General features: G+C 64.2%; 18 protein-coding genes and 2 tRNA genes. 11 read left to right on the forward strand and 9 right to left on the reverse strand.

Going from position 1 to position 24,479, the window contains the following annotated elements; all coding sequences use genetic code 11:
- Positions 1 to 66: 66 nt before the first annotated feature.
- On the reverse strand, positions 67 to 1,431 hold the full coding sequence (locus FHS02_RS17190; RefSeq protein WP_137313729.1) for a glycosyl hydrolase: 1,365 nt from the start codon (positions 1,429 to 1,431) through the stop codon (positions 67 to 69).
- A gap of 229 nt (positions 1,432 to 1,660) precedes the next feature.
- Between FHS02_RS17190 and FHS02_RS17195 the strand changes: the two genes are divergently transcribed.
- Together FHS02_RS17195 and FHS02_RS17200 are read left to right on the forward strand one after the other, a co-directional pair.
- Positions 1,661 to 3,358 (forward strand): GH39 family glycosyl hydrolase, encoded by a 1,698-nt coding sequence (locus tag FHS02_RS17195; RefSeq protein ID WP_137313728.1) that lies wholly within the window; start codon positions 1,661 to 1,663, stop codon positions 3,356 to 3,358.
- 368 nt (positions 3,359 to 3,726) lie between these two features.
- Positions 3,727 to 4,701, forward strand: a complete 975-nt coding sequence (locus FHS02_RS17200) for a LysR family transcriptional regulator (protein WP_137313727.1) — start codon at positions 3,727 to 3,729, stop codon at positions 4,699 to 4,701.
- On the opposite strand, the gene FHS02_RS17205 is transcribed toward FHS02_RS17200, so the two are convergent.
- The 4 genes from FHS02_RS17205 to FHS02_RS17220 all read right to left on the reverse strand — a co-directional run bounded on the left by FHS02_RS17205 (position 4,673) and on the right by FHS02_RS17220 (position 11,128).
- The gene (locus FHS02_RS17205; protein WP_137313726.1) at positions 4,673 to 5,965 is read right to left on the reverse strand and encodes a sugar MFS transporter; all 1,293 of its coding nucleotides are present in this window, start codon (positions 5,963 to 5,965) and stop codon (positions 4,673 to 4,675) included. The genes FHS02_RS17200 and FHS02_RS17205 overlap by 29 nt on opposite strands.
- A gap of 86 nt (positions 5,966 to 6,051) precedes the next feature.
- Positions 6,052 to 7,524 (reverse strand): DUF1593 domain-containing protein, encoded by a 1,473-nt coding sequence (locus FHS02_RS17210; protein ID WP_137313725.1) that lies wholly within the window; start codon positions 7,522 to 7,524, stop codon positions 6,052 to 6,054.
- Between the two features lie 12 nt (positions 7,525 to 7,536).
- Positions 7,537 to 8,907, reverse strand: coding sequence for a glycoside hydrolase family 1 protein (locus FHS02_RS17215; protein WP_137313724.1), 1,371 nt, complete (start codon positions 8,905 to 8,907; stop codon positions 7,537 to 7,539).
- 82 nt (positions 8,908 to 8,989) lie between these two features.
- Positions 8,990 to 11,128, reverse strand: a complete 2,139-nt coding sequence (locus FHS02_RS17220; protein ID WP_175424792.1) for a TonB-dependent receptor — start codon at positions 11,126 to 11,128, stop codon at positions 8,990 to 8,992.
- Positions 11,129 to 11,883: 755 nt separating this feature from the next.
- On the opposite strand from FHS02_RS17220, the gene FHS02_RS17225 reads away from it, so the two are divergent.
- Together FHS02_RS17225 and FHS02_RS17230 are read left to right on the forward strand one after the other, a co-directional pair.
- Positions 11,884 to 11,959, forward strand: a tRNA-Gly gene (locus FHS02_RS17225).
- A gap of 37 nt (positions 11,960 to 11,996) precedes the next feature.
- Positions 11,997 to 12,072: transfer RNA gene (locus FHS02_RS17230), tRNA-Gly, on the forward strand.
- A gap of 79 nt (positions 12,073 to 12,151) precedes the next feature.
- Here FHS02_RS17230 and FHS02_RS17235 read toward each other — a convergent pair.
- On the reverse strand, positions 12,152 to 13,435 hold the full coding sequence (locus tag FHS02_RS17235) for an aminotransferase class V-fold PLP-dependent enzyme (protein ID WP_137313722.1): 1,284 nt from the start codon (positions 13,433 to 13,435) through the stop codon (positions 12,152 to 12,154).
- Between the two features lie 31 nt (positions 13,436 to 13,466).
- On the opposite strand from FHS02_RS17235, the gene FHS02_RS17240 reads away from it, so the two are divergent.
- A complete protein-coding gene (locus tag FHS02_RS17240; RefSeq protein WP_137313721.1) occupies positions 13,467 to 13,694 on the forward strand; it encodes a hypothetical protein in 228 nt (75 codons plus the stop codon).
- 332 nt (positions 13,695 to 14,026) lie between these two features.
- Complete coding sequence (locus FHS02_RS17245; RefSeq protein WP_175424791.1) at positions 14,027 to 14,995, forward strand: quinone oxidoreductase family protein; 969 nt, start codon at positions 14,027 to 14,029, stop codon at positions 14,993 to 14,995.
- 19 nt (positions 14,996 to 15,014) lie between these two features.
- On the opposite strand, the gene FHS02_RS17250 is transcribed toward FHS02_RS17245, so the two are convergent.
- Positions 15,015 to 15,992 (reverse strand): MBL fold metallo-hydrolase, encoded by a 978-nt coding sequence (locus FHS02_RS17250; RefSeq protein ID WP_229422605.1) that lies wholly within the window; start codon positions 15,990 to 15,992, stop codon positions 15,015 to 15,017.
- An 85-nt stretch (positions 15,993 to 16,077) separates the two neighbouring features.
- On the opposite strand from FHS02_RS17250, the gene FHS02_RS17255 reads away from it, so the two are divergent.
- Positions 16,078 to 16,998 (forward strand): LysR family transcriptional regulator, encoded by a 921-nt coding sequence (locus tag FHS02_RS17255; RefSeq protein ID WP_137313720.1) that lies wholly within the window; start codon positions 16,078 to 16,080, stop codon positions 16,996 to 16,998.
- 68 nt (positions 16,999 to 17,066) lie between these two features.
- On the opposite strand, the gene FHS02_RS17260 is transcribed toward FHS02_RS17255, so the two are convergent.
- Positions 17,067 to 17,486, reverse strand: coding sequence for a DoxX family protein (locus FHS02_RS17260; protein WP_137313719.1), 420 nt, complete (start codon positions 17,484 to 17,486; stop codon positions 17,067 to 17,069).
- Positions 17,487 to 17,726: 240 nt separating this feature from the next.
- Between FHS02_RS17260 and FHS02_RS17265 the strand changes: the two genes are divergently transcribed.
- The 4 genes from FHS02_RS17265 (at position 17,727) to FHS02_RS32110 (ending at position 23,753) form a co-directional block, all read left to right on the forward strand.
- On the forward strand, positions 17,727 to 18,641 hold the full coding sequence (locus FHS02_RS17265) for a helix-turn-helix domain-containing protein (protein ID WP_137313718.1): 915 nt from the start codon (positions 17,727 to 17,729) through the stop codon (positions 18,639 to 18,641).
- A 306-nt stretch (positions 18,642 to 18,947) separates the two neighbouring features.
- Positions 18,948 to 19,703, forward strand: a complete 756-nt coding sequence (locus FHS02_RS17270; RefSeq protein ID WP_130188492.1) for an SDR family NAD(P)-dependent oxidoreductase — start codon at positions 18,948 to 18,950, stop codon at positions 19,701 to 19,703.
- Between the two features lie 656 nt (positions 19,704 to 20,359).
- A complete protein-coding gene (locus FHS02_RS17275; protein WP_137313717.1) occupies positions 20,360 to 20,617 on the forward strand; it encodes a hypothetical protein in 258 nt (85 codons plus the stop codon).
- Positions 20,618 to 20,789: 172 nt separating this feature from the next.
- A complete protein-coding gene (locus FHS02_RS32110) occupies positions 20,790 to 23,753 on the forward strand; it encodes a sensor histidine kinase (RefSeq protein ID WP_175424790.1) in 2,964 nt (987 codons plus the stop codon).
- Here the strand turns inward: FHS02_RS32110 and FHS02_RS17285 are convergent.
- The gene (locus FHS02_RS17285) at positions 23,740 to 24,450 is read right to left on the reverse strand and encodes a response regulator (RefSeq protein WP_229420752.1); all 711 of its coding nucleotides are present in this window, start codon (positions 24,448 to 24,450) and stop codon (positions 23,740 to 23,742) included. The genes FHS02_RS32110 and FHS02_RS17285 overlap by 14 nt on opposite strands.
- Between the last annotated feature and the right edge of the window lie 29 nt (positions 24,451 to 24,479).

Consider the following 24,479-nt stretch of genomic DNA (forward strand, 5'->3'; position numbering starts at 1 on the left):
TGTGCCTGCGCCGGCTGTCGCAGCTGCGACAGTATCCGGCGTCCGGTGCGCCGGTCGCGGGGGAAGCTATCGTGCCGGCACCCCATCCGCGGCAGCCTGCCCGGGCCGGCCAGCAACCTCGCGCGGCAGCCTGTCGAGCGTGATCACCAGCGGATGATGGTAGACCTTGCGCTTGTGCGCATCGGTGTTGTAGTACTCGCCCGTCCAGAAATTCTCTTTCGCGGTCACCCCGGCCGGCGTGTCGCGGTCGTTCCAGGTCATGAACCACAGCCACCACGCGCCCTCGGCGGCGATCTTGTCCGGATCGGGAATGTAGCCGTTCTCGCTGAGAGCGACCGGCTTGCTGTCCGCCGTGGTCCTGCGCGCCTGCAGGTAGGCCGGCAACTGCGCGCCGTAGGTCTTGTTGTCGGCCTCGTCGTAGATGTCCTGGCTGATGATGTCGACCACGTCGTCGCCCGGATACCAGGCGGGGTCCTGGCCATTCCAGACCCAGACCAGGTTGTGGATGCCATGGACGTTGACGAGGCGGTCGTACATATGGCGCCACAACAGGATGCTGGCATAGGCTTGCGGCACGCCGTCGGTGCGGGTGCGGCCCCACCAGAACCAGCCGTCGCCATCCTTGCCCGATGCCTCGTGCAGCGGGCGCCACAGGACGGGCACGCCGGCGCTCGCCAGCTTCTTCAATTCGGCCGCGACCAGGTCGATGCCGTCGTCGATCTGCCGCATGGCCGGACTGGCCCTGTCCAGCGCACCCCTGGCAACGGGAATCGTGAACGTGGTGTTCTTCTCCGGGTTGTCGTCGCGCACGTAGAAGTTAGCCTTGCTGACCGACGGCGTGCGAAGAAGCGCCGGGTCGCGCCAGTGCCAGGTAAATGTGACCAGCCCGCCCCGCCGGGCCCAGGCGATGGCTTCCTCGGTCTGCCGCAGGCCGCTGGCCGAACCGGCCGGCATCCCGTAGTTCATGAAATCGTAGCCCATCAGCGCCGGATACTTGCCCGTATCGGCATGCACCCGTTCGGCCATGTCGATCGCATCCTGCCAGGTCAGGTCGGACTGGCCGGACAGGATGGATTTTCCCCAAGTGCCGCGCAGGTAGCTGAATAGACCGCGGGTGGCCGGCGTTGCCTGCGCGTCGACCGGGGTGTCGCGCCCGGGCCCCGCCGGCAGGGTGCTCCGGGCATCGGGGCAGAAGCTGCGCGCGATGCAATAGCGGCCTTCCTCGAAGCCCCAGCCGTCGCCCTTGGCGCACACGGGCCAGGCCTTGGCATTGACGAGGCAGGTCTGCGCCACGGCGGGCGGTTCGCTGGCACACCCCGCCAGCGCCAGGATGGCGAGCGATGCAAGCAGCTTCAGGGCTGCCGGGCTGGAACGCGGCGTGGCGCCTGGCGGCAGGGGGCGGACACCGCCGGGCGGGCTGGTCGTGGTCATCTAGTCTCCGATGCTGGTTGCGATGTTCGCGCACTGTAGGCGAGCAGCCCGCCGGCAGCAAGACCGGCAAGCGAAACAGTGCCGTGTTTAGCCTTGTTTAGTGATCCCCGGCCGGCGCCCGTTGGGGGCATCCACATGTCGAATCGATATCGCAGCCGATAAATTCGTCATTGGTCGCGCCACGCCGTTTCGCCTAGACTCGGGCGCATAACTACATTCGGAGACATCCATGAAAACCCTGTTTGCCGGCGCCTGCCTGGCCGCCGGCCTGCTGCCGTCCGCCGCCATGGCCGAACCGGCCAAGCCGTCGCCCGCCGCGGCCGTCGTGAAGCTCACTGTCGACACGCGCACCGAAACCGGCCCGATGACGCCCCTGTGGGCCTGGTTCGGCTACGACGAGCCGAACTACACTACGACGCCGAACGGCAAGAAGCTGCTGTCCGAGCTGGCGGCAATGAGCCCGGTGCCGGTCTACGTGCGCGCGCACAACCTGATGACCTCGGGCGACGGCAGCCATGCGCTCAAATGGGGTTCGACCGGCATGTACAGCGAGGATGCCGACGGCAAGCCGGTCTACAACTGGAAGATCGTCGACGCCATCTTCGACGCCTACGTGGAACGCGGCATGAAGCCGCTGGCGCAGATCGGCTTCATGCCGGAAGCGCTGTCGCCCAACCCCCAGCCGTACCAGCACCGCTGGAAGCCGGGCGTGCGCTACGAGGACATCATGACGGGATGGGCCTATCCGCCCAAGGATTATGCGAAATGGTCGGAGCTGATCTACCAGTGGGTGCGCCACTGCGTGGAACGCTACGGCCAGCAGGAAGTCGAGAGCTGGTACTGGGAAGTGTGGAATGAGCCCGATGGACACTACCTGATCGCGCCGGACCGGCGCCAGGCCTATTTCAAGATGTACGACCACGCCGCCGACGCGGTCAAGCGTGCCTTGCCGACCGCGCGGTTCGGCGGCCCGCACACGGCCGTGGCGGGCGACTTCATGGAAGCATTCCTGCAGCACGCGCTGCACGGCACCAACCATGCGACCGGCAAGAAAGGTTCGCCGCTCGACTTCGTGGCCTGGCATGCGAAGGGCGCGCCGAAGGTTGTCGACGGTGTTGTCCGGATGGGCATGGACACCCACTTCCGCAATCTCGACCGCGGCTTCGCCATGGTGGCGAAGTATCCCGAGCTGAAGGGGATTCCTGTCATTATCGGCGAATCGGACCCGGAAGGCTGCGCGGCCTGCGGCATGCAGACCAATCCGGAAAACGCCTACCGCAACGGCACGCTGTACGCCAGCTATACGGCGGCATCGGTGGCGCGCCTGTACGAGCTGGCCGACCGCCGCGGCACCAACCTGATCGGCGCCGTGAACTGGTCCTTCCTGTTCGAGGACCAGCCGTGGTTCGCCGGCTACCGCGACCTGGCCACCAATGGCGTCGACAAGCCGGTGCTGAACGTGTTCCGCATGCTGGGGATGATGCGCGGCGCGCGGCTGAAGGTCGGCGGCGACCGGGCGTACGATGCCGAACGTATCCAGCGTGAAGGCGTGCGCAGCGCACGCACCGACATCAACGCGCTGGCCAGCCGCAACGGGCGCGAGGTGGCGGTACTGGTCTGGAACTATCATGACGACGACGTGATCGACGCCGGTTCGCCCGTCGAAGTGGCACTGGGCGGCATCCCCGCAAAGAGCGCCACCGTGCGGCACTATCGCATCGACCAGGAGCATAGCAACGCGTATGCGGCCTGGAAGCGCATGGGATCGCCGGCCAGCCCGACTGCCGCGCAGGTCACTGCGCTGCAGAAGGCCAGCGGGCTGGCGCAGTTTGCCGAACCATCCACCGTGACCGTGCGCGACGGCGTCGCCACGTTGCGGATGCGGCTGCCGCGCCAGGCGGTGTCGCTGCTGGTGCTGTCGTATTGAGCGCAGTGGGCTTGCGTTGGCGTGAGGCGGGGACCGCTGCGCCGTGGCACCCGCATCGCCCATTCCGTCAAAACTGCCCGGCCAATACCGTTCATCGGAAAAACCGATTTTCCTTGCAGGGAAAGCACTGCTATCGTCGCTGGAATTACAACGACAGGTAGAGACTTTGACTGGCGGTACCATGGGCCGCCGCCTCGCTTCCCTCGCGCGACATCGACCGCCGGCTTCGCCGCCGCGGAAGATGTCGAGTGGAGCCAGCCTCCCTCCGCTTTCGCCATGCACTGCACGACTTCCCCCTCGTCGCCTGTCGAAGACCGCCCCGCGCGGACTGTGGCACTATCGCCACTGAAAATCATCAAGGAGACACCATGCGCTTCAATCGCCTCGACCTGAACCTGCTGGTCGCACTGGACGTCCTGCTCAGCGAGAGAAGCATCACTCGCACCGCGCGGCGGCTGAACCTGAGCCCATCCGCCACCAGCGGCGCGCTGGCCCGGTTGCGGGAATACTTCGGCGACGAGCTGCTGATGCAGGTGGGGCGCAACCTGAACCTGACGCCACTGGCCGTCAGCCTGGCCGATCCGGTGCGCAGGGTGCTGCTGCAGATCCAGGCCACCATCGAGCTACGGCCCGAATTCGATCCATCGACTGCCTTGCGCGATTTCCGCATTCTGGCATCCGACTACATAGCGACCGTCCTGCTGGGCGATCTCGGCAAACGGATCGCGGCAACGGCGCCTAATATCACGCTCAACCTGCTGGCAATGAAATTCAATCCGGTCGAACTGCTGGAGCGCTCGGAAGCCGATCTGGTCATCCTGCCGCGCAAGTTCATGTCCGAGGTGCATCCGATCCAGGTGCTGTTCGAAGAGACTTATACCTGCGTCGCCTGGACGGGCAATACGCTGATCGAGAACGAACTGACACTGGAGGATTACATGGCGCTGGGCCACGTCTCGTCCCGCTTCGGTGCGGCGACAATGAGCTTCGAAGAATGGTTCCTGAAAGTGTCGGGCTACGATCGGCGTATCGAAGTGACGACAACCAATTTCACCAGCATTCCCCACTTTGTCATCGGCACCAACCGGATCGCCACGATGCACACGCGCCTGGCGCAAACGCTGTCGCGCTACTATCCGATCAGGCTGCTGTCGCTGCCGCTCGAGATTCCGGCGGTGGAGATGTGCATGCAGTGGAATCCCATCCTAGACCGCGATCCCTCGCACGTCTGGCTGCGCTCGACGCTGGCGGAGATCGCGCGCGGCGATCCGTCCGGTACAGGCTCCGTGCCGTTGCAAGCGGAGGCTGACGGCGCTATCGCTTGTGCAGATTCGCGAACCTGACTCCGAACCAGGCGATGAATGCATAACATGCCGCCGGCACGATGAACGAAAGCTGTACGCCTGCCGCGTCGGCCAGCGCCCCCTGGGCGAACGGCACCAGCGCGCCGCCGCCGATCGCCATGCACAGCAGGCCCGACGCCTGGCCCGTCCTGTTGCCGAGCCCGTGCAGGGCCAGGCTGAAGATCGTCGGGAACATGATCGAATTGCACAGGCCTACGGCCAGGATGGCGTACATCGCCGGTTTTCCGCTACCGAGAACCGCGGCCGCGATCAGGGCGATGCTGACGACGGCATTGAAGGCGAGCGCCCTGCCGGGGCTGACCTTGCGCATCACGGCGAAGCCGATGAAGCGGCCCACCATCGCCCCTCCCCAGTAGAGGCTGACGTAATTGGCGGCCTGCGCGGCCGTCATGCCGCCGATCCGCGGGTCTTCCATGAAATTGATAAGGAAGCTGCCGATCGATACTTCGCCACCGACATACAGGAAGATGCCCAGCGTGCCCAGCATCAAGTGCCGGTGCGCGAGCAGGTCGGCGAAACGGCCTGGGGGCGCGTCGCCCGGGGCGTCGGCGATCCTCGGCAGCCGTGCCAGCGCGAACAGCATAGCCAGCAGTAAAAGCGCGCCGGCCAGCACGAGGTAGGGCACCTGCACGCTGGCCGCCTCGTGCGCGCGATACGCCAGCTGTTGCGCGGCCGGCAGTGCCGACCGCTGCGCGGCATCGGGCATGTCGCCGGACAGGATCAGCATGCCGCCGAGTATGGGGGCAACGGTGGTACCCAGCGCGTTGAAAGCCTGTGTCAGCGTGAGGCGGCTCGACGCCGTGCGCGGATCGCCCAGTACCGTCACATAAGGATTTGCGGCGACCTGCAGCACCGTGATTCCGGCAGCAAGCACGAAGAACGCCAACAGAAAGATGCCGTAGCCCGATACTGCGGCCGGGTAAAACAGTGCGCAGCCGAGCGCCGCGACGACGAGCCCTGCCACCGCGCCGCGCTGGTAGCCAAGCCGCCGGACCAGCAGGCCCGCCGGCACCGAAACGAGCAGATAGGCGCCGAAGAAGCAGAACTGTACGAGCATGGCCTGCACGTAGGTCAGTGTGTACACGGCCTTCAGGTGCGGGATCAGCACATCGTTCAGCGATGTCAGCAGGCCCCACATGAAGAACAGCAGCGTGACGACGATGAGTGGCCTGGACAGTTCGCGTGCGTCGGCCGGCGGCCCGTCGGTGCCGCGAACGTGCGCGGCGTGGGAATGGTGTGGCATAAGCCCTTTTTCGAAAGTCAGGGAAAAGTGCCGCGGATGGTACGCTCACGCGCGCCATCCGCAGCCGGTGAAGCGGGCAGGTAGGATCAGTTGCGCGGCACGACCGTCACGACGACGCGCTGGTAGCGCGTGAGTGCCGGAGAACCCTTGTCCGTGACGCGCACGATGAAGTGGACGGTTTCCGGCTTGCTCACCTCGGGCGCCACGAGGCTCAGGCGCGCCAGGTTGTCGGCGGGGATCGGCATGGCGGTTTTCAGCGTTCCCGCCTCGCCATACTGGAACCAGTGATAGCTCAGGCTGTCGCCGTCGGGGTCCGTCGAGCGGCTTGCATCGAGCCTGACCGGTGCACCTGCCTGGACGGTCAAGCGGTCGGCATGCGCAAGCACGGGTTTCGGCGGGTGATTGGCATTGGCGTAGGACTGGGTGGTCCAGCGCATGCGCGCGGCGAAATCGTTTTGGAAATCATCGCGCCAACGCCACAGCGATACCTGCGGTCCGGCGAATTCTTTGGGTTCGGACTTGCCGCCGCGGTGGAACCGGTTGTATTCCATCGGCGCGCGCGAGATGATGGTGTCGCTGGCATTGGTCCAGATCGGCCGGGTTTCCGCCGCCACCGGCACGCCGCCGTTGAAGCCTTTGGGATCGGTCTCCTCCAGGCTCGGCGTACGGTGGAGGTAGCGTCCGCCCCAGCCGCCCCAGTCGGGACGATCGGGAACATTCAGCCCGTTTGGAATCAGCCCCAGGAAACTGGGCGTGTCGCCCTCCATCCCCCAGGCCACGTCGGGATAGGCAGCGCCCAGCGGCCCCTGTCCCTGCTGGATATGGGAGGCGATCCAGGCATTGCCGACCCTGGTGTTGTCGATGCCTTCCACGACCGCGCTGATGCCGAGCCAGGTGGCGTTGCCGTATCCCCCCGGGCTGACGATGTAGAACAGCGATGGGAAATTCTTCCTGATCCAGGCGCCGCTGTCGTCCTGGTCCGAGATGGCGTAGACACGCAGACGGCCGAGCAGTCCATCGAGCTGCGCGGCGGGTGTCGTCTGCTTCAGGCGGTACAGCGCCTGCGCCAGCGCATTCGTGCCTCCCCAGGCGGTAATCCAGAGCGGACGGCGGTCGTCCGCCTTGATGGCGCGCACCAGCACGTCGGAGCCGGGCGAGTCCTTGCCGTCGCCCACGCCGGCCATGCCATACACCGGCAGGGCCTGGCTGACCCGCGACAGCAGGCGCGCCGCTGCCGGATAGCCCGGCTCGTGCTTGAGCAGGTTCGGCTGCACCTGGCCATAACGCTGGATCAAGGTCCGGATGCTTTCAGGGTGGACCGAGTCCTTCAGGTGCACGGACGTCGTGGCGACCAGGCCTTCGATGTCGAACTGGTTCGCATACAGGAGCAGCCTGACCAGCGATTGGGCATCGTCAGGGTCCGCTTCGATATCGGTCAGCACGAACAGGCGCTGACGGGACTCCTGGGAAGCGCCGTGGCGCGCCGGTTCGGCAGCCGCAGTGCCGGCGGAAGCGCACGTGGCACCGCCCAGCAGGAATGCAAGAGCAAGTTTATGCATGGTCATCGCGGGCTATGCCTTCTCGATCGCGATCGCGTTCTGGCGCGCGATCGTTCCCAGCAGGCGTGCGCTCGCCTTGGGCGTGCGCTTCTGTGTCTTGCGGTCGACGCTCACCAGGCCGAAGTGGGGGCCGTAGCCGAATCCCCACTCGTAGTTGTCCAGCAACGACCAATGGAGGTAGCCGCGTACGTCGATACCATCGCGCATGCAGCGTGCAACGCCGCTGACGGCACCGCGGATGTACTCCTGGCGGTTCGCGTCATCCATCGAGGCGATGCCGTTCTCGGTCACGTAGAACGGTTTTTGCACACGGGAGGCGGCGTAGCGCAACGCGCCTTCGATCGCCTGCGGATAGAACTCATAGCGCATGTCGGTCAGGCGCGCCCCGTCCGGCGGCGGCAGTTCGGCGTCGGCACCGATGCGGGCGCGGGTATAACATTGGACCCCGACAAAATCCGCATGGGTTGCCGCCAGTGCCAGCCAGGGACCGTAGGCGATGTCGCGGCGGCGCGCCATGGTCTCGGCGGAGGCGCCGGCCGCCTGGTCGTCCGCCATCGCGATGGTCAGGCCGACCTTGATCTGCGGGTTGATGCGGTGGATGGCCTCGTAGGCTGCGCCGTGGGCGGCAAGCTGGCCGGCCTGGATCTTGTCCAGGTCGCCATACATCCAGGCCGAAAAGCGGCCGGTGCCTGCCACCTCGCCGGCGCGCGCCAGCATCGCTTTTTCCTTCGGGTTGCCCGAAAACTGCTGCAGGGGGCCGGGGAAGCCGAACAGCAGCTTGGCCAGATTGGGTTCGTTGAAGGTCGTCGTCAAGTCCATCAGGTCGCCCAGCGCTTCGGTGACCCGCGCGCAGTAGCGGGCGAACAGGCGGGGCGCGTCGGTCCCTTCCCAGCCGCCCGATGCGGCAAACCAGCGCGGCGTAGTGAAGTGGTTGTAGCTGACCACCGGGGTGATCTTTTGTTTGCGGCAGGCTTCGAGCACGTCGCGATAATGTGCCAGCGCGGCATCGGAGAACATGCCGTTCTCCGGCTCCACCCGCGACCATTCGACCGAGAAGCGGAAGGTGTTCAGGCCCAGTGCGGCAACCATGGCAATGTCCTGCGCGTACAAGCGGTAGTGGTCGCAGGCATCGCCGGAAGGCTCGGCAAACGTCGTCGGTTCGATGGTCTCCAGCAGCCATGCGTCGCTGTTCGTGTTCTGGCCTTCGACCTGGTGGCCGGCGACCGCGGCGCCCCACAGGAAGCCACGCGGGAAGGAAAACTTGCTGGATGCGGGTTGTGCCGCGGCGGCGACCGGTGGCAGCAGCGTGGCGCCGAGCAGGCCGGCACCCGCCAGCAAGGCGCGGCGGCGTTCCGCGCTGTGGCGGTGGTTCGAATCGTTCATGGTATCTCCCTGGATGGTACTCGTTTGGCGAAGCAGGGCACCGCCGTCCACCGGCCGGCACCCTGCGTCTCATGCTGGTGGATCAGTAGCGCGCGCCGACGGACAGGCCGACGGTACGCGGCGAAGCCGTGTATCCGAATGCGCCGAAGACCGTGTTGGAAAGGCGGGCATTCACGACGTTGTTGTTTTCCAGGTTGCGCGCATGCGCGGTGGCGTACCACCGGCCGCCCGGCGCATCGTAACGAAGCGACAGGTTCGTACGGGTGTAGGAGTCCTGGATGAACACATCGCTGTTGGCGTCGTCGTTGTAGTACTTCGACGAGTAGCGGGTATCCAGACGTGCAACCAGTTCGCCCCGTTCCAGCGGGATGAAGTGTTCATACCCCAGTGTGACGGTCACTTTGGGGGCGTTTCGCAGGTAGTTTCCGGAGCAGTCCAGACGGGTCCCAACGAGTTCATCGGTGCAAGAGGTGTATGTGTCGTACTTGGCGCTGGTCAGGCCGATGGACGAGGTCACTGTACCGTTCTGTCCGGCGCGCAGCCGCGATTCGGCTTCGAAGCCATATACCCGCGCCTTCGCTGCATTGCCGACACCGCCAGTAGTCAGGCCGCCCCCCAGCGGCAACAGGGTGCTGACCTGCAGGTCCTTGTAGTCATAGACGAAAAACGCCGCCGTATAGCGGCCCCGGTTGCCCAGGATGCGGCCCTTGATGCCCGCCTCGATCGACAGCAGTTGTTCCGGATCGTAGAAATGGGCTGGCGCTGCTGCCTGGCCCAGGAAGGGAACCGCCGGTGCGGCGAGGTTGTAGCCGCCCGCCTTGTAGCCGCTGCCCGCCACCGCATACACCATGGTGTTCTTGTCGAGGTCGTAGTCGAGGCCGAGCTTCCAGTCATTGTGCGACCAGGAGCGTTCCTCGTTGGTCGTTGCGCTGAAGCCCGCCACGGAGCGCACGCAATCGCCGCAGGATTTTTCATCGCGTGTGCTGCGCAGCCCCAGGGTTCCCCGAAGAGCGGGCGTGAAGGTGTAGGTCGCCTGTCCGAACAGGGCGCGCGATTTCGCATCGGCGTCATTCACGTCGAAATCGAGGAAGCCGTCCGAGAAGGCGCCCTGGGTATCCTGCGTCTCGCTGAAGAAATAAAGACCAGCCACCCAGCGCAGCGGGCCATTGGCGGACGACGACAGCCGGAATTCGTTGGAGAGCTGTTCGGAACGGGTGTAGGAACCGTTCTCGCTGCCGTTCGGGGCCATCGGCGTGATGAGCCGGCTGCGCCAGTCGAGGCGGCGGTTGCGGGTCGACGCCAGCCACGTGAAGGTCAGGTTGTCCACGGCGGTGTTGAGCTCGGACGTGACGCCCGTGTAGTACGAGTCGCCGTCGGCGCGCAGCACGGTGTCGTTCCGCTGCCCGCCGCTGCCATGCCGCACGGTCAGGGGCAGCGGGACGCCGGGACTTGCCGGTCCTTCGAAGCGCGAGCCGTCCAGCGTTACCAGCCACGTCGACGAAGGCGTGAACTTGAACAGCGCGTGCAGGCGGGCGGTCTTCTGGCTTGCCCGGTTGCCGGTTGCACGCGGCGTATCGATGTAATTGTCTTCGCTCCTGGCCAGGACGGCGGCGCGCAGCGCCAGTGTCTGGTTCACCGGAACATTGACCATTGCTTCGGCGCGGCGCAGGTTGTAGTTGCCCACCTCGAGATTGGCGCTTGCATCGAACTGTTCGGCCGGTTTGTTGGTAATGACGTTGACGGCACCGGCCGTTGCGTTTCGGCCGTACAGCGTTCCTTGCGGACCCCGCAGCACTTCCACGCGTTCGACGTCGAGGAACGCATTGCGTGCCTGGTCCGGACGGGCGAGATACACGCCGTCGATATGGAATGCCGCCGCAGGGTCCCCTTGCTCCGTCGTGTTGTTGCTGCCGATGCCGCGAATATAGATGTTGGTGTTGCCGGCGCCTTCGGTACCGATCTGGACGTTGGGAATGGCATTGGTCAGGTCCTCGGCGTTCTGGATTCCCTTCTTCTGCAGTTCGTCGCCGCTGAGCGCGGTCAGGGACACGGGGGTTCGCGAGGCCGCCTCGGGGCGTTTCTGCGCCGTGACGATGACTTCCTGGATTTCCTGCCTGTCCGTACCGGCCGTCTGCTGCGCGCCGGCATCGGCGGCGAAAGCGGCCGTGATCAGCGCGGCAAGGATGATGGGCCTGAATCTGACGGCGTTATTGTGATGCACGATGTATCTCCTCCGGTTGGGTTGTTCTGTTTCTGTTTTATGCGTCGACGTGCGGTGTTACGCGGTGTGTGCGATTACCGCCAATGCGTCGCGCGGGGGCCGCCAGAACAAGCTGGCAGGTGGGGTATCAATATCCCGGAGCCCTTGATCCGGCCGACGGGCTGCCGATTTATCCGCCTGTGTGTGCAGTCATCTTGATCGGATGAACATCTCTGCGCGATATGGCGGAAAAGGAAAATGCCTGGAGAATCTCCGCGGAACGGCGCGCAAGTCCCTGCCGGCAGGGACTTGCGCACCTGCCGGGATTTGCAGAGTCTGGGGTAATGCCGGGCCGGGGCTTATGCTGGCGCCAGCGCGCGGCAATTACAGATGTTGCAGGCGAATATCGTTCCCCAAAGTGCCGGGGCGATGAATTGCGCGGTGAATGGATTTGATGTGGGTAATACGCACACAACGATCGATCGATGCCATTTTGTCTCCTGATGATTGTGCGATGGGCCGTGTAAATGGATTTTTGTAAACCGCGCACCGTTTGGAAGATAGCAGCGAGTAATTGGCGTGTAAAAACGATTTTGCCGATTCGAGCGTGCGGTTTTACCGATGTTGCGGCGGGAGGGGCAGCGGAGCAGGAAGTCTCCGCGTCGTGGCATGGGAAACTGCGCCGACGGCGATGCGACGATATCGGCCGGTCCGGTGCGTGCCTGCATCCCCCCGCTTGGCAAACCCCCGCCGGCTCTGGTATAGTTCTGCTCCGCGCGGGAGTAGCTCAGTTGGTAGAGCGCAACCTTGCCAAGGTTGAGGTCGAGAGTTCGAGACTCTTCTCCCGCTCCAGTTTTCCTGGGGACGCGCGCAGGCAATACCACTCCATGCGGGAGTAGCTCAGTTGGTAGAGCGCAACCTTGCCAAGGTTGAGGTCGAGAGTTCGAGACTCTTCTCCCGCTCCAGTTTCAGAAAAGGCAGCCCGTGTGGCTGCCTTTTCGCATTTTGATTCTAATTTTCAGACTTCCGCTGCCGCGAACCCGCTTACGCCGGCGCCAGCTGCCGGATCGCCGCCGCCAGCCTGGAAAGGTCGGCGCCACGCGTAAAGTACGACGGCGTCACGCGGATGCAGCTGCCGCCCACCGGCCCGGCGCGCGCCACGGTGAAGATGCCGAAATCGTCGGCAAGGCGCCGCGACAGCGCCACGTTGTCCTCGAAACCGGTACGCCCGCGCAGCCGGAACGATGTCACCGCGCCGCTCATGCCGGGCTCCTCGGGCGTGAGGATCTGCACGCCCGGCACGTCGATTACCTGGCGCACCCACTCGTCGCGCAGCCCGCGCAGCCGCGCCGCGCGTTCGGCCAGCGGAACCTGTCCATGGAACTTCAGTGCCGCCGGAATCGTCATGATGGCGGCCATGTTGACGGTGCCGGCATGGACGCGCGAACGGATGTCCGTCGCGGGAAAGTTCGTCGCGCCGGCCTGCACGCCGATGTCCGCCAGGCGCGCTTCGCGGATGTACAGGAAGCCGAGGCCGAGCGGGGCGCCCACCCACTTGTGCAGGTTGGCACCGACGAAATCGGCACCCAGGTCCGGGATACGGTAATCGAGCTGGCCCCACGACTGCGCCACGTCCACGATCACGTCCACGCCGCGCGCCTTTGCCATGCGCACGATCTCCGCCACCGGCATCACCAGTCCCGTGCGGTGGCTGACGTGCGTCAGCAGCAGCAGCCGGGTGCGCGGGTGCCGGCGCAAGGCCTGTTCATACGCATCGATGACGTTCTGGCGGGTACCCGGCTCCGGGACCTGCACCGCCGCCACCCCGGCGCCGCTGCGGCGCGCCAGGTCGTTCATCGCGTCGATCATCGTGTCGTAGTCCAGGTTGCCGTACATGACCGTCTCGCCGGGCTTCACGAGCCGGTAATTGCAGATCAGGTTTTGCAGCGACTCGGTGGCGCCGCGCGTGATGGCAAGTTCCCCGGTCGCCACGCCGGCGTGCGCCGCCAGCTGGGCGCGGATGGCCTCGATGCCGTCGCGGTCGAATTCGCGGCGCAGGAAATGCGAGTTGTAGCGGTTCAGGTAATCGATATTGCGCTTGAAATCGTCGGCCACCGGCCGCGCCATGATGCCGAAGTAGGCATTTTCCAGGTTGACGAAGTCGCTGGCCACGTCATAGCTGGCGGCCAGCTTCTGCCAGTTGCCTACCGGCGCTGTGTCGGCGGCCGGGATGGCAGCCCGGGCGCCGCCGGCGGCTGCGGCCAGCCCCGCGGTCAGGCTGGCGGCGGTGCGCAGCAAGGCGCGGCGTTGTTGGACGAATGTGCTCATGCATGTTCCTCGTGGTTGGTGATGTCAAAGAATGGATAGGGGCCGCTGCGCGGTCGATCACCTCGACCGATGCCGGATTTTCGCCAGCGTCAGCCCGAGCCGCGAGCCGGCATCGGTCACGGCGTCGGATGCCAGCCTGGACGCGGCGCAGATGGTGACGCTGGCGATCGGCTGCTCGTCGGCGCTGGCCGGCGGCATCGGTTTTGACAGCGATGGCGCCGGCCAGCAGGGAACGATGTTTTTCTTCATGATGCTGTGATGATTGGGGAGGGCGTACCAGCAGCCAGCACCGAGCGGTGCGGGACGGTGCCATCCCGGCAAAGCCTGGCTCGACTGCAAAGCTCGACCGGAAGCAGTACTATATGCTAATGATAAGACGTTATCAATAATAGATTTCATCCTGCCACGCCATGTCCCGTACACCCCTACGACAGCTGTGTTTCTCGCCACCACTACCAGCAACTATTCGACGAGCCTGGCCAGATGGGGGATTATCACCAAAAAGGGAACAGTGAAGCCTCAATTGCTGTGTTTGTCATCCCGTCGGTGGCCACTATGATGACTCCATCAACCACTCACCAGGAGCACATCATGATCCACCAAGTCATCGCCCGCGAAACCGGCAACCCGTCCGTGATGCAGTACGAAGCCGTTGCCGATATCGGCAACCCCGGCCCCGGCCAGGTGCGCCTGCGGCACGAGGCGATCGGCGTCAACTTCGTCGATACGCTGTTCCGTTCCGGCGCATTCAAGGTGCCGCTGCCGCTGGCGATGGGCGTCGAAGGCGCGGGCATCGTGGTGCAGGTGGGCGAGGGCGTCACGAACGTGCAGCCGGGCGACCGCGCCGCGTACTTCTTTGCATTCGGCGCCTACTCGACCGAGCGGCTGATCGATGCGCAGCAGCTGGTGCGCCTGCCGGAGGAGGTCGCACCGGAGACGGCCGCCGCCACGTTCACGAAAGGCCTGACGGCCTGGATGATGCTGTTCGGCGCCCACCAGCTGCGGGCCGGCGAAACGGTGCTCGTGCACGGCGCGGCCGGCGGCGTGGGCTCGATGGTGGCGCGCTGGGCGAAGGCGCTGGGTGCGACCGTGATCGCCACTGCCGGTTCGGCCGGCAAGGCCGCCACCGTGCAGGCCCATGGCGCCCATCATGTGCTGCTGTCGGACGATCCGGCGCTGGCGTCGAAAGTGCGTGAACTGACCGGCGGGCGCGGCGTGGACGTCGTCTATGAACTGGTGGGCAAGGACACGTTTGCGCAATCGGTGGAAGCGCTGCGCGATGGCGGCCACCTCGTCCACGTCGGCAATGCCTCGGGCAGCCCGGTCGTCGACAAGGCCGCGCTGGCGGCACGCGGCATCCGCTACATCCAGCCCAGCACCGGGCAGTACGTGGGCGAGCGCGCCAGCCTGGAACGGGCCAGCGCCACGCTGTTCGCGGCGATGCGCGACGGCGTGTTCGGCGAAGTGCTGGTGACGCGCTATCCGCTGGGCGAGGCGGCGCGCGCCCACGAAGACATCGCGGCACGCCGCCTGTCGGGTGCCGCGATCCTGGTGCCGTAAGTCGTTGCAAAAATCCGCGTCAGCGCGCCGCCAGCGCAGTGTACGGCACCGGCAGCCAGTCGAATGCCGTCCCCGCGGTGCGCACGTAGCCGATGCCAGGGAACGGCGTGTGCGCGGCGGCCACCAGGTAGCCGCGCCGGGCCGCATCCGCGAAAGCGGCCTTGCGCTGGCGGGCCGCCGCCGGCGAATCCACGTCGAAGCGGATCGTGATGTCCGGCGCGGCGAACTGCACATCCTTCGCGTGCAGCAGGTCGCCCCAGAACTGCAGTTCCTTCCCGCCGCTCTTCAGCACATAGACCGTATGGCCCGGCGTGTGGCCCATGGCTGGCCGCGTGGACAGGCCCGGCAGCAATTCCGCGGCACCGTCGAACGTCTTCACTCTTCCCGCGGCCCGGTAGGGCGCGAACTGCTCCGCCGCCTGGTCGAAGCCCGCCCGCTGGTTCTCCGCGGCGCGCGGCTTGTTGGCCGGATCGAACCAGAAATCCGCGTCGTGCCGGTTGACGAACACCGTGGCGTTCGGGAACAGGGCGGCGCCGTCGGCGGTGAGCCCACCCGAATGATCGCCGTGCACGTGCGTGATCAGCACCGCATCCACCTGCTCCGGCGCATAGCCGGCGGCGCGCAGGCTGTCCTGCAGGCGCCCGCCGGCACCGGGGCCGAACAGCTTGCCGGCGCCCGTATCGACCAGCACCAGGTGCGTTCCCGTATTCACCAGGTAGGCGTTGATCGATGTTTCCACCTGCGGCGCCAGGTGGCTGCGCGCCAGCAGCGCGTTCAGCCGTGCCGGCGTCGTATTGGTCAGCAGCTGGTCCAGCGGGATCGTCACCGTGCCGTCGGAAATGGCCGTCACTTCGGCGGTGCCGACCATCATGCGGTAGTAGCCCGGCGCCTGCGCCAGTACCATTGGCGCCGCAGCCTGTGCCGCCGGTACGGTGAGCGTGCTCGCGAAAGCAGCACCGGCCACCAGGGTCATCATCAGTTTCTTTGTCTTGTTCATGGCGTTCTCCATCAGCGGTGCCGCGCAACGGCGCAGCGATGGCGCCATGATGTAAGCTGATCGCATATCAATCAAATCGATTGTCATGATTTCCAATATCAACGAACGCAATTTTCGTGGCGTGGACCTGAACCTGCTCGTCACGTTCCTCGTGCTGATGCGGGAGCGCAGCGTGTCCGGCGCGGCGCGCAAGCTGTTCATCGGCCAGCCTGCCGCGAGCAGCGCGCTGGCGCGGCTGCGCGAACTGTTCGGCGACGAATTGCTGGTGCGCGGTCCCCATGGCATGGAGCCGACCGCGCGGGCATTGGCACTCGAAGCGGCGCTCGCGCCGGCGCTGGGCGACGTGCAGTCGGCGCTGTTCGACGCCGTAGCGTTCGACCCCGCCACGGCCGGGCACACGTTCACCCTCGGCATGCCGGACTGGGTCGAGCTGTGGCTGATGCCGCGCCTGTTCGAGCGGGTGCGGTTGGAGGCGCCCGGCGTGCGCATCGCCGTGAAGGTCTGCGATCCCTTCACGGGCACGGCAATGCTGGAAGCGGGCGAGATCGACCTGGGTATCGGCGCGTTTCGCGACGGCCCGCGCTGGCAGAAATACACGCCGCTGCGCACGATGGGCTTTCGCTGCCTGTTCAATCCGGCGCTCGTGAAGACCCGCCGGCGCGGCAGGCTGGCGCTGGCGGACTACACCGCGCATCCGCATGTGCTGGTCAGCTACCGCGCCGCGTTCGAGAGCGCGGCGGACGAGCAGCTTGCCGCGCAGGGCCTGCGGCGCGACGTGCGCTACGTAACGCCGCGCTTTTCGCTGGTGCCCGAAATCCTGCGCCACAGCCCGGCGATCGGCACTGCTCCCGAGGTGCTCGCGCCGCTGTGGCCGGACCTGGTGTCCTGCCCGGTGCCGGTCGCGCTGCCGGCGTTCGACGTGAGCGCGATCGGCCATGTGCGCCGCGAGCGCGATCCGGCGCTGGCCTGGCTGCTGGACGTGATCGCCGCAGTGGCGCGCGAGTAGGTACATAAGAAAAATCCCGCGCGGCGGGGCCGCGCGGGACGCTGGATGAAGCGGTGTCGGAGACCGGATCAGGCAAACTGGCGCGCTGCCGGGCGGGCCAGGCGCTGGTCCACGCTGAAGGCGCCGGCGCCGAAGGCCACCACCTGCAGCAGGCCACCGGCCATCGCGAAGTTCTTCAGCAGGTGGATCAGCTGGTTCTGGTCGCCGATCGCGCTGTGGAAGGCGACGCCGGTGACGATCGAGAACACCGCCAGCACTGCCGCGACAGCGCGGGCCTTGACGCCGAGGACGAGCAGCAGGCCGCCACCCAGTTCGACGGCGATCGCGATCGCCAGGCCCAGTGTCGCGAACGGCAGGCCGACCGACTGGATGTAGCCGATCGTCGCTTCCGGTGCGGCGATCTTGCCGATCGCGCTGAAGATGAAGATGGTTGCCAGCAGGACGCGGCCGATGGCGGGAACGAAGGAGTTGGCGGAGAAGGCGTTCATGATGTTTCCTTTCAGAGTGGTTGGAGTTTCTGCACACATCGTGTTGTCTGCAGCGATGAAGTCATCTTAGGCTTCGGCAAACCATCTGGATAGCCTATATAAATCGATGGAATGTATCGATTTCTTGTATGGGGTGGAGGACTTTGTAGAATCGGGCAACCCGCGCGGAATCCTGTTCATTCCCAGGCGGGGCGACAGTCCGCATACTTGCTTCGACTTTTTGCGATGAGGAGGATGACCATGCCCCGTACGGCATCGATCGAATCGATGAAAGACCATATTCCCGGCATGCTGCTGCGCGAGCGCAAGGCCCGCACGCCGGACGATATCCACGTCGAGATCCACGCGCACGCCCCGGTGCAGGAACCGGTGGTGGTGCCGGCGGTACCGGAGCCGATGCTGGTGTGGATCGTGTCCGGCGAGCCTGTCGTCGAGGAACGGCCTTTGGGCGGCGAATGGCTGGCCGTGCCGGTCCGGCGCGGGGATTTCTACCTGACGACATCCCCCGCGCCGGTGGAGATGCGCTGGCGGAACACAGGCGCCGAGCCGTTCCGCGTCATGCACGTGTACCTCGGCCTGCCGCTGCTGGCGCGCCTGGTCAAGGAGCTGACCGGCAAGGAGCTGGCGCGGTTCGCATTGCGCGAGGTGTCCGGCGAGCGCGATCCCGTGCTGTGCGGCCTGTTCGAGGCCCTGCATGGCGCGCTGTCCGGCCCCGTGCCCGCGGCCCCCAGCTTCGTGCACGGCGTAGCGCAGGCGATCACCGCGCACGTGGTGGCGCATTACGAGTGCGCCGCCGATGGCCGGGTAGTGATGCGCGGCGGACTGCCGGCGCACAAGCTGCGCCGCGTGCTCGACGCCATGCACGCCGGCTTGGCCGAGCCGTTCGACCTGGGCCGGCTGGCCGGACTGGCTGAGCTGAGCGTGTTTCATTTTTCCCGCGTGTTCAAGCAGGCCATCGGCATGTCGCCATCGCGCTATGTCGCGCGGCTGCGCATGGACGAGGCGCGCCGGCTGCTTGCCGATACCAGCCAGTCCGTACTCGACGTCGGCCTGGCTGTCGGCTACACGAGTCCCAGCCACTTCGCCCAGGTGTTCAGGGACGCTACCGGCACGTCGCCCAGCGCCTGGCGCGCCGCGCGGCAGAGGGCCGCGTAGGGAGGGAAGCGATGTCGAGATACATCCAAACGGCCGATCCAGCAAGCCGCGCCGCCCGCCGGGCCGCGCGGCTTTTTTGTGATTTTCCATTCGCCTTCAGCGCGCGCTTGCGCCGCATACACGCAGCTCACCGCCGCCGCCCGCCGCTCACCTGCAAAGCAAAATCGCGATAGTGGCAGCAAATCATGGAGGGACGCGCAATCGCCGCGACGCCACAATGACCTCACTGGATCGGCGTTTCGAGCGAATCGGAAGGAAGCGATCCGACGCAACGACCAGCATTTTCCAACCCAAAAGGAGCCAAAAATGAGCAAATTCAACGTCAACGAAGTCGAAGGTAAAACCGTGATCGTGACTGGCGCAGCCAGCGGCATCGGCCGTGCCATTGCGGAAGTGCTGCATGCGCGGGGCGCACGCGTCATCGCCGAGGATATCGACCCGGCGGTCAACGAATTGAAGCGTGAAGGGCTGGTTCCTTTCGTTGCAGACGTCACGAAGGACGGCACCGCCGAGCAGGCCGTCGCGCTGGCAATCGAACATTTCGGCAAGCTCGACGTGCTGGTCAATAACGCCGGCCGCATCGTGTACAAGAACCTGGTCGACATGAGCCGCGAAGATTGGAACTGGCAGATGGAAACCAACGTGACGGGCGCCTTCCTGCATTCGCGGGAAGCCATGAAGGCGATGATGAAGCAGAAGTCCGGCGCCATCGTCAATATCGCTTCCTATGCATCCTATTTCGCCTTCCCCGGCATCGCCGCCTATACCGCGTCGAAAGGTGCACTGGCGCAGCTGACGCGGACCCAGGCCCTGGAAGCCATCGAGCACGGCATCCGCGTCAACGCGATCGGTGTCGGCGACGTGGTGACCAACCTGCTGAATCACTTCCGTGAGGACGGCCGTGAATTCCTGGCCGAGCACGGCAAGGCTGCGCCGATAGGCCGTGCCGCGCAACCGGAGGAGATCGCCGAGATCGTGGCCTTCCTGGCGTCGGATCGCGCCAGCTTCATCGTCGGCTCGGTTGTGATGGCGGATGGCGGCATGAGCGTGCAGATCGGCTAAGCAGCAAGCCTTCTTCAGTAACGGAGCCCGGCGTGTTGCCATGCCGTGCACCGCTACTGAAAAAGGAATCCCGCATCAGCGCATCAAACATGCGGGAAAAACGTCGATGAAATTACTTTAATTAATTCTTCAGCGATGGATGCAGGGCAGCGCCACACGCTGTCGCATCCATCCCCGCCAAGCTGGGCGACAACATCAGCCCAGCCGATGGCTACGGGCTAACACCGATGCTGATCTCCCCTTTACGACCCGGTGTGAATTGAATGCCTCCGGGTTCCCGCCCTCATCACCTGACATCACTTGAACATTGGTTTGGCCAGTTTGAATATCGGCGATCGGCGTAGCGAAGCCATGACCATGTGCGGGCTGAATTATCCGATTTTCCTGCGGGTTTTCGCGGGGCAGTGCTGCTTTCAAGAAGCAAATCGCCGCTATACTTGAAGTGTGTCATCCATGTACATAGCCAGTCGCTGACATCGCGTCGCGCCAAGCCAGATCCTTGCTTCAGCCGAGTGAATTCCAGGTACCGGATTATCGTATCCGCTTGAACGTTCCGTCATCGGAAGCTCTCGTGCTGAAGCAGGCAAACCGGGTGGAACCTCGCCCGGAATCACAGGCGCGCGCCGGCCTATCCAGAGCGCGCGTTCCGTCACGTAATGACGTATGGCGCGACCAAATTTTTTGCCGCCAAACGCATCGACGGCATGATTCTGAGGTCTGGCGCGGCGGCGGTTTTGTCGGCGCTGGCCGCTTGCGCAAACGAGAAGGAAGTCATGTATGAAGCTAAACAGCTGCGCCCGGCAAAATGGGACGCTCGGCGGGTGAGAGGGTTCGTTGACGCCGTGGCTCAGCGGCCTGTGCTGATGGACAAATCATCGTTTGGCCGTAATTTAATGCACCGTTCCTGGACTTGAAGCAAGGGTAAGAAATTTCACTGCAGTTGGTAGCTCACGATGGCATCTGGTGCAAAAAGGATCCGCATGTCCGCCGCAAAATGACGATAATGTTATGAGTTTTATAAATTCTCTTCGCACTTTTCTGAATGGCTCGTCGAGTCATATTTGCTGCGTGACGGCAGTCTTTTGCGTGAGCTTCGTCATAGCGCCAAATGTTTATGCACTCGATCCCCATGCCACGCTATCCGATTATTATCTTGATGTCTGGACGGCGAAGGAAGGTGCGCCATCCGACGTTTTGGCCTTCACCCAGACACCTGACGGATGGTTATGGTTAGGGGGACACAATGGATTGTTCCGCTTCGATGGCGTACGCTTCGAACGTTTTGTGCCTGTCTCAGGTGATCCTCTTCCCAAAGCGCCGATCACGACACTTCGCGCTGAGCCTAATGGCGACCTCTGGATTGGCTATACTTCGGCCGGCCTCAGCGTATTAAGGCAGGGTAAGCTGACTCACGTAGCCTCGAGTCGCCCCGACAGCCCAATCAGTTCGGCCACTTACAGTATTGTCGTAGATACCGATAATTCGGTCTGGGCCGCAACCTCGTTGGGGTTAAGGCACTACAGCGGGGGCAAGTGGAACATCATTGGAGAAGAAGCGAATATTCCACCCCCACCCGGTACCACGGACAACGTCGGCATCGACAGGACAGGACAGCTTTGGGTGACGAATTCGCATACGGTATATCGCCTGGCGCGCCAGAGCGGAAAATTCGAGCCGGTCGGTCTTCATGGAACTGCATCTTCGCTGATCCACTCGCCGGATGGCCGTTATTGGCATAGCGCAGGCACGAAGCTCACCCTACTATCCAATAGTGCGAACTCCAGTCAACGGCGGAGAGACGCAGTCACTTCAGATGTCGGCAAATTCGATCGCAACGGCAATTTTTGGACAATCGATTGCGAAGGCGCGGCCGTCTGTCTCTGGCGTGGTGTGGGTGCTAGGCCGGGCACGAAACTGGGGACGACGTTTGTACTCGACAAAAACGCCTTAGATCGTCCGAGTCCGCGCAGTCCTTTGTATGGCACGGTCGGGTTGAAGCTTTTCGAGGATCGGGACGCGAATATCTGGATCAGTACGAATATCGGAATTGCACGACTAAGAGACAAACGAATCAAAAAAGCGCCAATTCCCGCCAGTAAATCAATGAAGATTGCGATGGATGGCGAAGGACGGGCATACGTGCATGCTGCCTCACAAAACGTTTGGGCGCTACATAATCGGCATGACTCTGCTGTCGTGGCAAAAGGTGTTGACACATTCACAGCTTCGCTGTCGGGTGACACACTGCTCGCAATTCCCGGATACATCCAGTTCGGCTTTGAAGCCGATGCGCGCAAGATACCCTTGCCCCAAGCCGAAGGAGAGACTATTCCTAACGTAGGGTCCGTGACATACGATGGCGTGTCAATGTGGGTATACATTCGTAGGCGAGTGTTTTGGCGCTATCGTGCTGGACGTTGGGAGAGTACGTGGAGCTGGCTGGCCCCGATTTGCAAACCGCGCTCCTCGGCGCCGGCTGGGGTGGGAGAGGTATGGTTTGGTTGTCGTGATGGATCTGCAGTTCGGATAACAGGTGACAACGTTACGAAATTCGGTCCGGCGCAAGGGCTTGATTTCGAAAACGCATCGTTTGTCGACGCCCGCGACGGTATCCTTGTTGGCGGCTCGGACGGCACAGCGATCCTGAGTGTCACCCGTTTTTTCCGTATTCAGGCAGAAGACCCGAGAGTTCTTTACAATGTCGTCGGGATTGCAAAAGCACCAAATGGCGATCGCTACCTGAACGGCGCCCGAGGACTTGTCTACGTCAAAGCCGCGGATTGGCGCGCAATGACCGCACAGCCGACGCAACCACTGCGCTATACATTGATCGACACACTTGATGGCTATCCCGGCGCGGCTACGTCCTTAATTGAGGGAATGGCCATCGATTCTGCAGGAATCCTCTGGTTCGGCGGGAGTGAAGGTGTAGCCAGCCTGGACACGAAAGCGCCTCTACGGAAGGCGAGCCCGCTTCCGGTCTTCGTCACCGCATTGGAAACACCCACTCAACGCTATCGCAGCATTGACGGCATGGTTCTTCCGCCTGGGTCATCGGGTTTACGCATCGACTACACGGCGCTCGGCTATACGATGCCAGAACGGATACGTTTCCGTTACCGCCTGGACGACGTCGACCCCGATTGGGTTGAAGCCGGAACCCGCCGTGCCGCCTACTACACGAACCTGGGCCCAGGGGAGCATCGTTTCAGCGTGATCGCGACCAACGAAGACGGTGTCTGGAATCCCGCACCCGTCACGTTTTCCTTCAAGATCGAACCGACGATCACGCAGTCGCGGCCGTTCATCGTGTTATGCGTGGTGCTGTCGCTGGCATTGGTTTACGCCTTGCACCGCATGCGGCTGCGCCGCTCGGAGCGGCGCATCGTCGAGCACATGCGCACCCGCCAGCTGGAACGCGAACGCATCGCAAGGCTGCTGCACGACACCTTTCTGCAAAGCGTGCAGGGCCTGACGTACGCATTCCAGGGGCTGGCGAATTCGCTGCCGGCGCAGAGCACGATGCGGGGCCAGATGGAAAAACTGCTGGACATGGCCGAGGATGTCATCGTGGAAGGGCGCAACAACGTCAGCGCGCTGCGCGCGCCGCCGGCACGGGATGTCGAGCATGACCTGACTGCGCTGGCGCAATCGCTGGCCGAAGCGTTTCCCGTGCAGTTTTCCTTCACGTCGACCGGCACGCGGCGCGATGTCGATCCGATCGTCGCCGACGAGCTGCACCTGTTCGCCCGCGAAGCGATCTTCAACGCCTGCCGGCACGCGCAGGCCGGACGGGTCACCGTATCCCTCGAATGCGATGCCCGGTTCGTGCGGCTATGCGTGCGCGACGATGGCCGTGGCATCGATCCGCAGGTGCTGGCCGATGGCGCGCCCGACGGCCACTGGGGCTTGCGTGGACTGCGCGAACGGGCCGAAGGCATGGGGGCGACGCTCGATATCGAGTCGTCACCCGGCAAGGGAACTTTGCTGTGCCTGCGGATCGGCGCCGATATGGCTTATCGGGTGCGGGAAGCAATCAAAGATCAATGATCCCGCGGCGAATGGCAATGGCTACCGCATGCGTGCGGTCATTCGCCCCCAGCTTGGAAAGAATCGTCTTCATGTGGCATTTTACGGTTTCTTCCGTAATGCCCATTTCCCTGGCGACCTGCTTGTTGGAGTTCCCTTGCCCGACCAGGCGGAGAACTTCCCGTTCGCGCGGTGCGACGTCCCGTTCGTCGAAGCGGTGCGCCAGCGCCATCGCTGCCTCCGCGGCGAGGTAGCGCTGGCCATGGTGCGTGGCGCGGATCGCCGCGTGCAGCTCGGTGCGAAGCGATGCTTTCAGCAGGTATCCGGTCGCCCCTGCCTTCAGCGCACGGGCGATATGGCCATCGCCGTCGAACGTGGTCACCACCAGGATGTGCGTCTCGGGGGATATGCGTTTGATCGCCTCGATGGCATCGAATCCCGACAGTACGGGCATTTGCAGATCCATCAGCACCACGTCCGGCTGCAGCGCCGTGCACAGGTCCAGCGCCTCCCTGCCGTTGGCAGCCTCACCGACGACTGCAACGTCGGCGTGGCCGGCGAGAAGCGACACCAGCCCGTAACGCAGCAGCGGGTGGTCGTCCGCGATCACGATCGTGATGGGAGCGAACGCTCTCTGCTCTCTCTCCTGGTGCTTTATCTCGCCATTCTCACTGGATGTCTGCATGGTTTGACCTTGCGGAGTCTGATCGGCTGCCATATTACCTCGTGTCCGATTTTCCGACGGCC

The organism is Pseudoduganella umbonata (genome assembly GCF_014192225.1).
Classification (GTDB): Bacteria; Pseudomonadota; Gammaproteobacteria; order Burkholderiales; family Burkholderiaceae_D; genus Rugamonas; species Rugamonas umbonata.

Excerpts from the sequence above, each read along its gene's own strand:
- FHS02_RS17190 (WP_137313729.1), bottom strand. The coding sequence starts at position 1,431 with ATGACCACGACCAGCCCGCCCGGCGGTGTCCGCCCCCTGCCGCCAGGC.
- FHS02_RS17195 (WP_137313728.1), top strand. The coding sequence starts at position 1,661 with ATGAAAACCCTGTTTGCCGGCGCCTGCCTGGCCGCCGGCCTGCTGCCG.
- FHS02_RS17200 (WP_137313727.1), top strand. The coding sequence starts at position 3,727 with ATGCGCTTCAATCGCCTCGACCTGAACCTGCTGGTCGCACTGGACGTC.
- FHS02_RS17205 (WP_137313726.1), bottom strand. The coding sequence starts at position 5,965 with ATGCCACACCATTCCCACGCCGCGCACGTTCGCGGCACCGACGGGCCG.
- FHS02_RS17210 (WP_137313725.1), bottom strand. The coding sequence starts at position 7,524 with ATGCATAAACTTGCTCTTGCATTCCTGCTGGGCGGTGCCACGTGCGCT.
- FHS02_RS17215 (WP_137313724.1), bottom strand. The coding sequence starts at position 8,907 with ATGAACGATTCGAACCACCGCCACAGCGCGGAACGCCGCCGCGCCTTG.
- FHS02_RS17235 (WP_137313722.1), bottom strand. The coding sequence starts at position 13,435 with ATGAGCACATTCGTCCAACAACGCCGCGCCTTGCTGCGCACCGCCGCC.
- FHS02_RS17240 (WP_137313721.1), top strand. The coding sequence starts at position 13,467 with ATGGATAGGGGCCGCTGCGCGGTCGATCACCTCGACCGATGCCGGATT.
- FHS02_RS17245 (WP_175424791.1), top strand. The coding sequence starts at position 14,027 with ATGATCCACCAAGTCATCGCCCGCGAAACCGGCAACCCGTCCGTGATG.
- FHS02_RS17250 (WP_229422605.1), bottom strand. The coding sequence starts at position 15,992 with ATGAACAAGACAAAGAAACTGATGATGACCCTGGTGGCCGGTGCTGCT.
- FHS02_RS17255 (WP_137313720.1), top strand. The coding sequence starts at position 16,078 with ATGATTTCCAATATCAACGAACGCAATTTTCGTGGCGTGGACCTGAAC.
- FHS02_RS17260 (WP_137313719.1), bottom strand. The coding sequence starts at position 17,486 with ATGAACGCCTTCTCCGCCAACTCCTTCGTTCCCGCCATCGGCCGCGTC.
- FHS02_RS17265 (WP_137313718.1), top strand. The coding sequence starts at position 17,727 with ATGCCCCGTACGGCATCGATCGAATCGATGAAAGACCATATTCCCGGC.
- FHS02_RS17270 (WP_130188492.1), top strand. The coding sequence starts at position 18,948 with ATGAGCAAATTCAACGTCAACGAAGTCGAAGGTAAAACCGTGATCGTG.
- FHS02_RS17275 (WP_137313717.1), top strand. The coding sequence starts at position 20,360 with ATGACGTATGGCGCGACCAAATTTTTTGCCGCCAAACGCATCGACGGC.
- FHS02_RS17285 (WP_229420752.1), bottom strand. The coding sequence starts at position 24,450 with ATGGCAGCCGATCAGACTCCGCAAGGTCAAACCATGCAGACATCCAGT.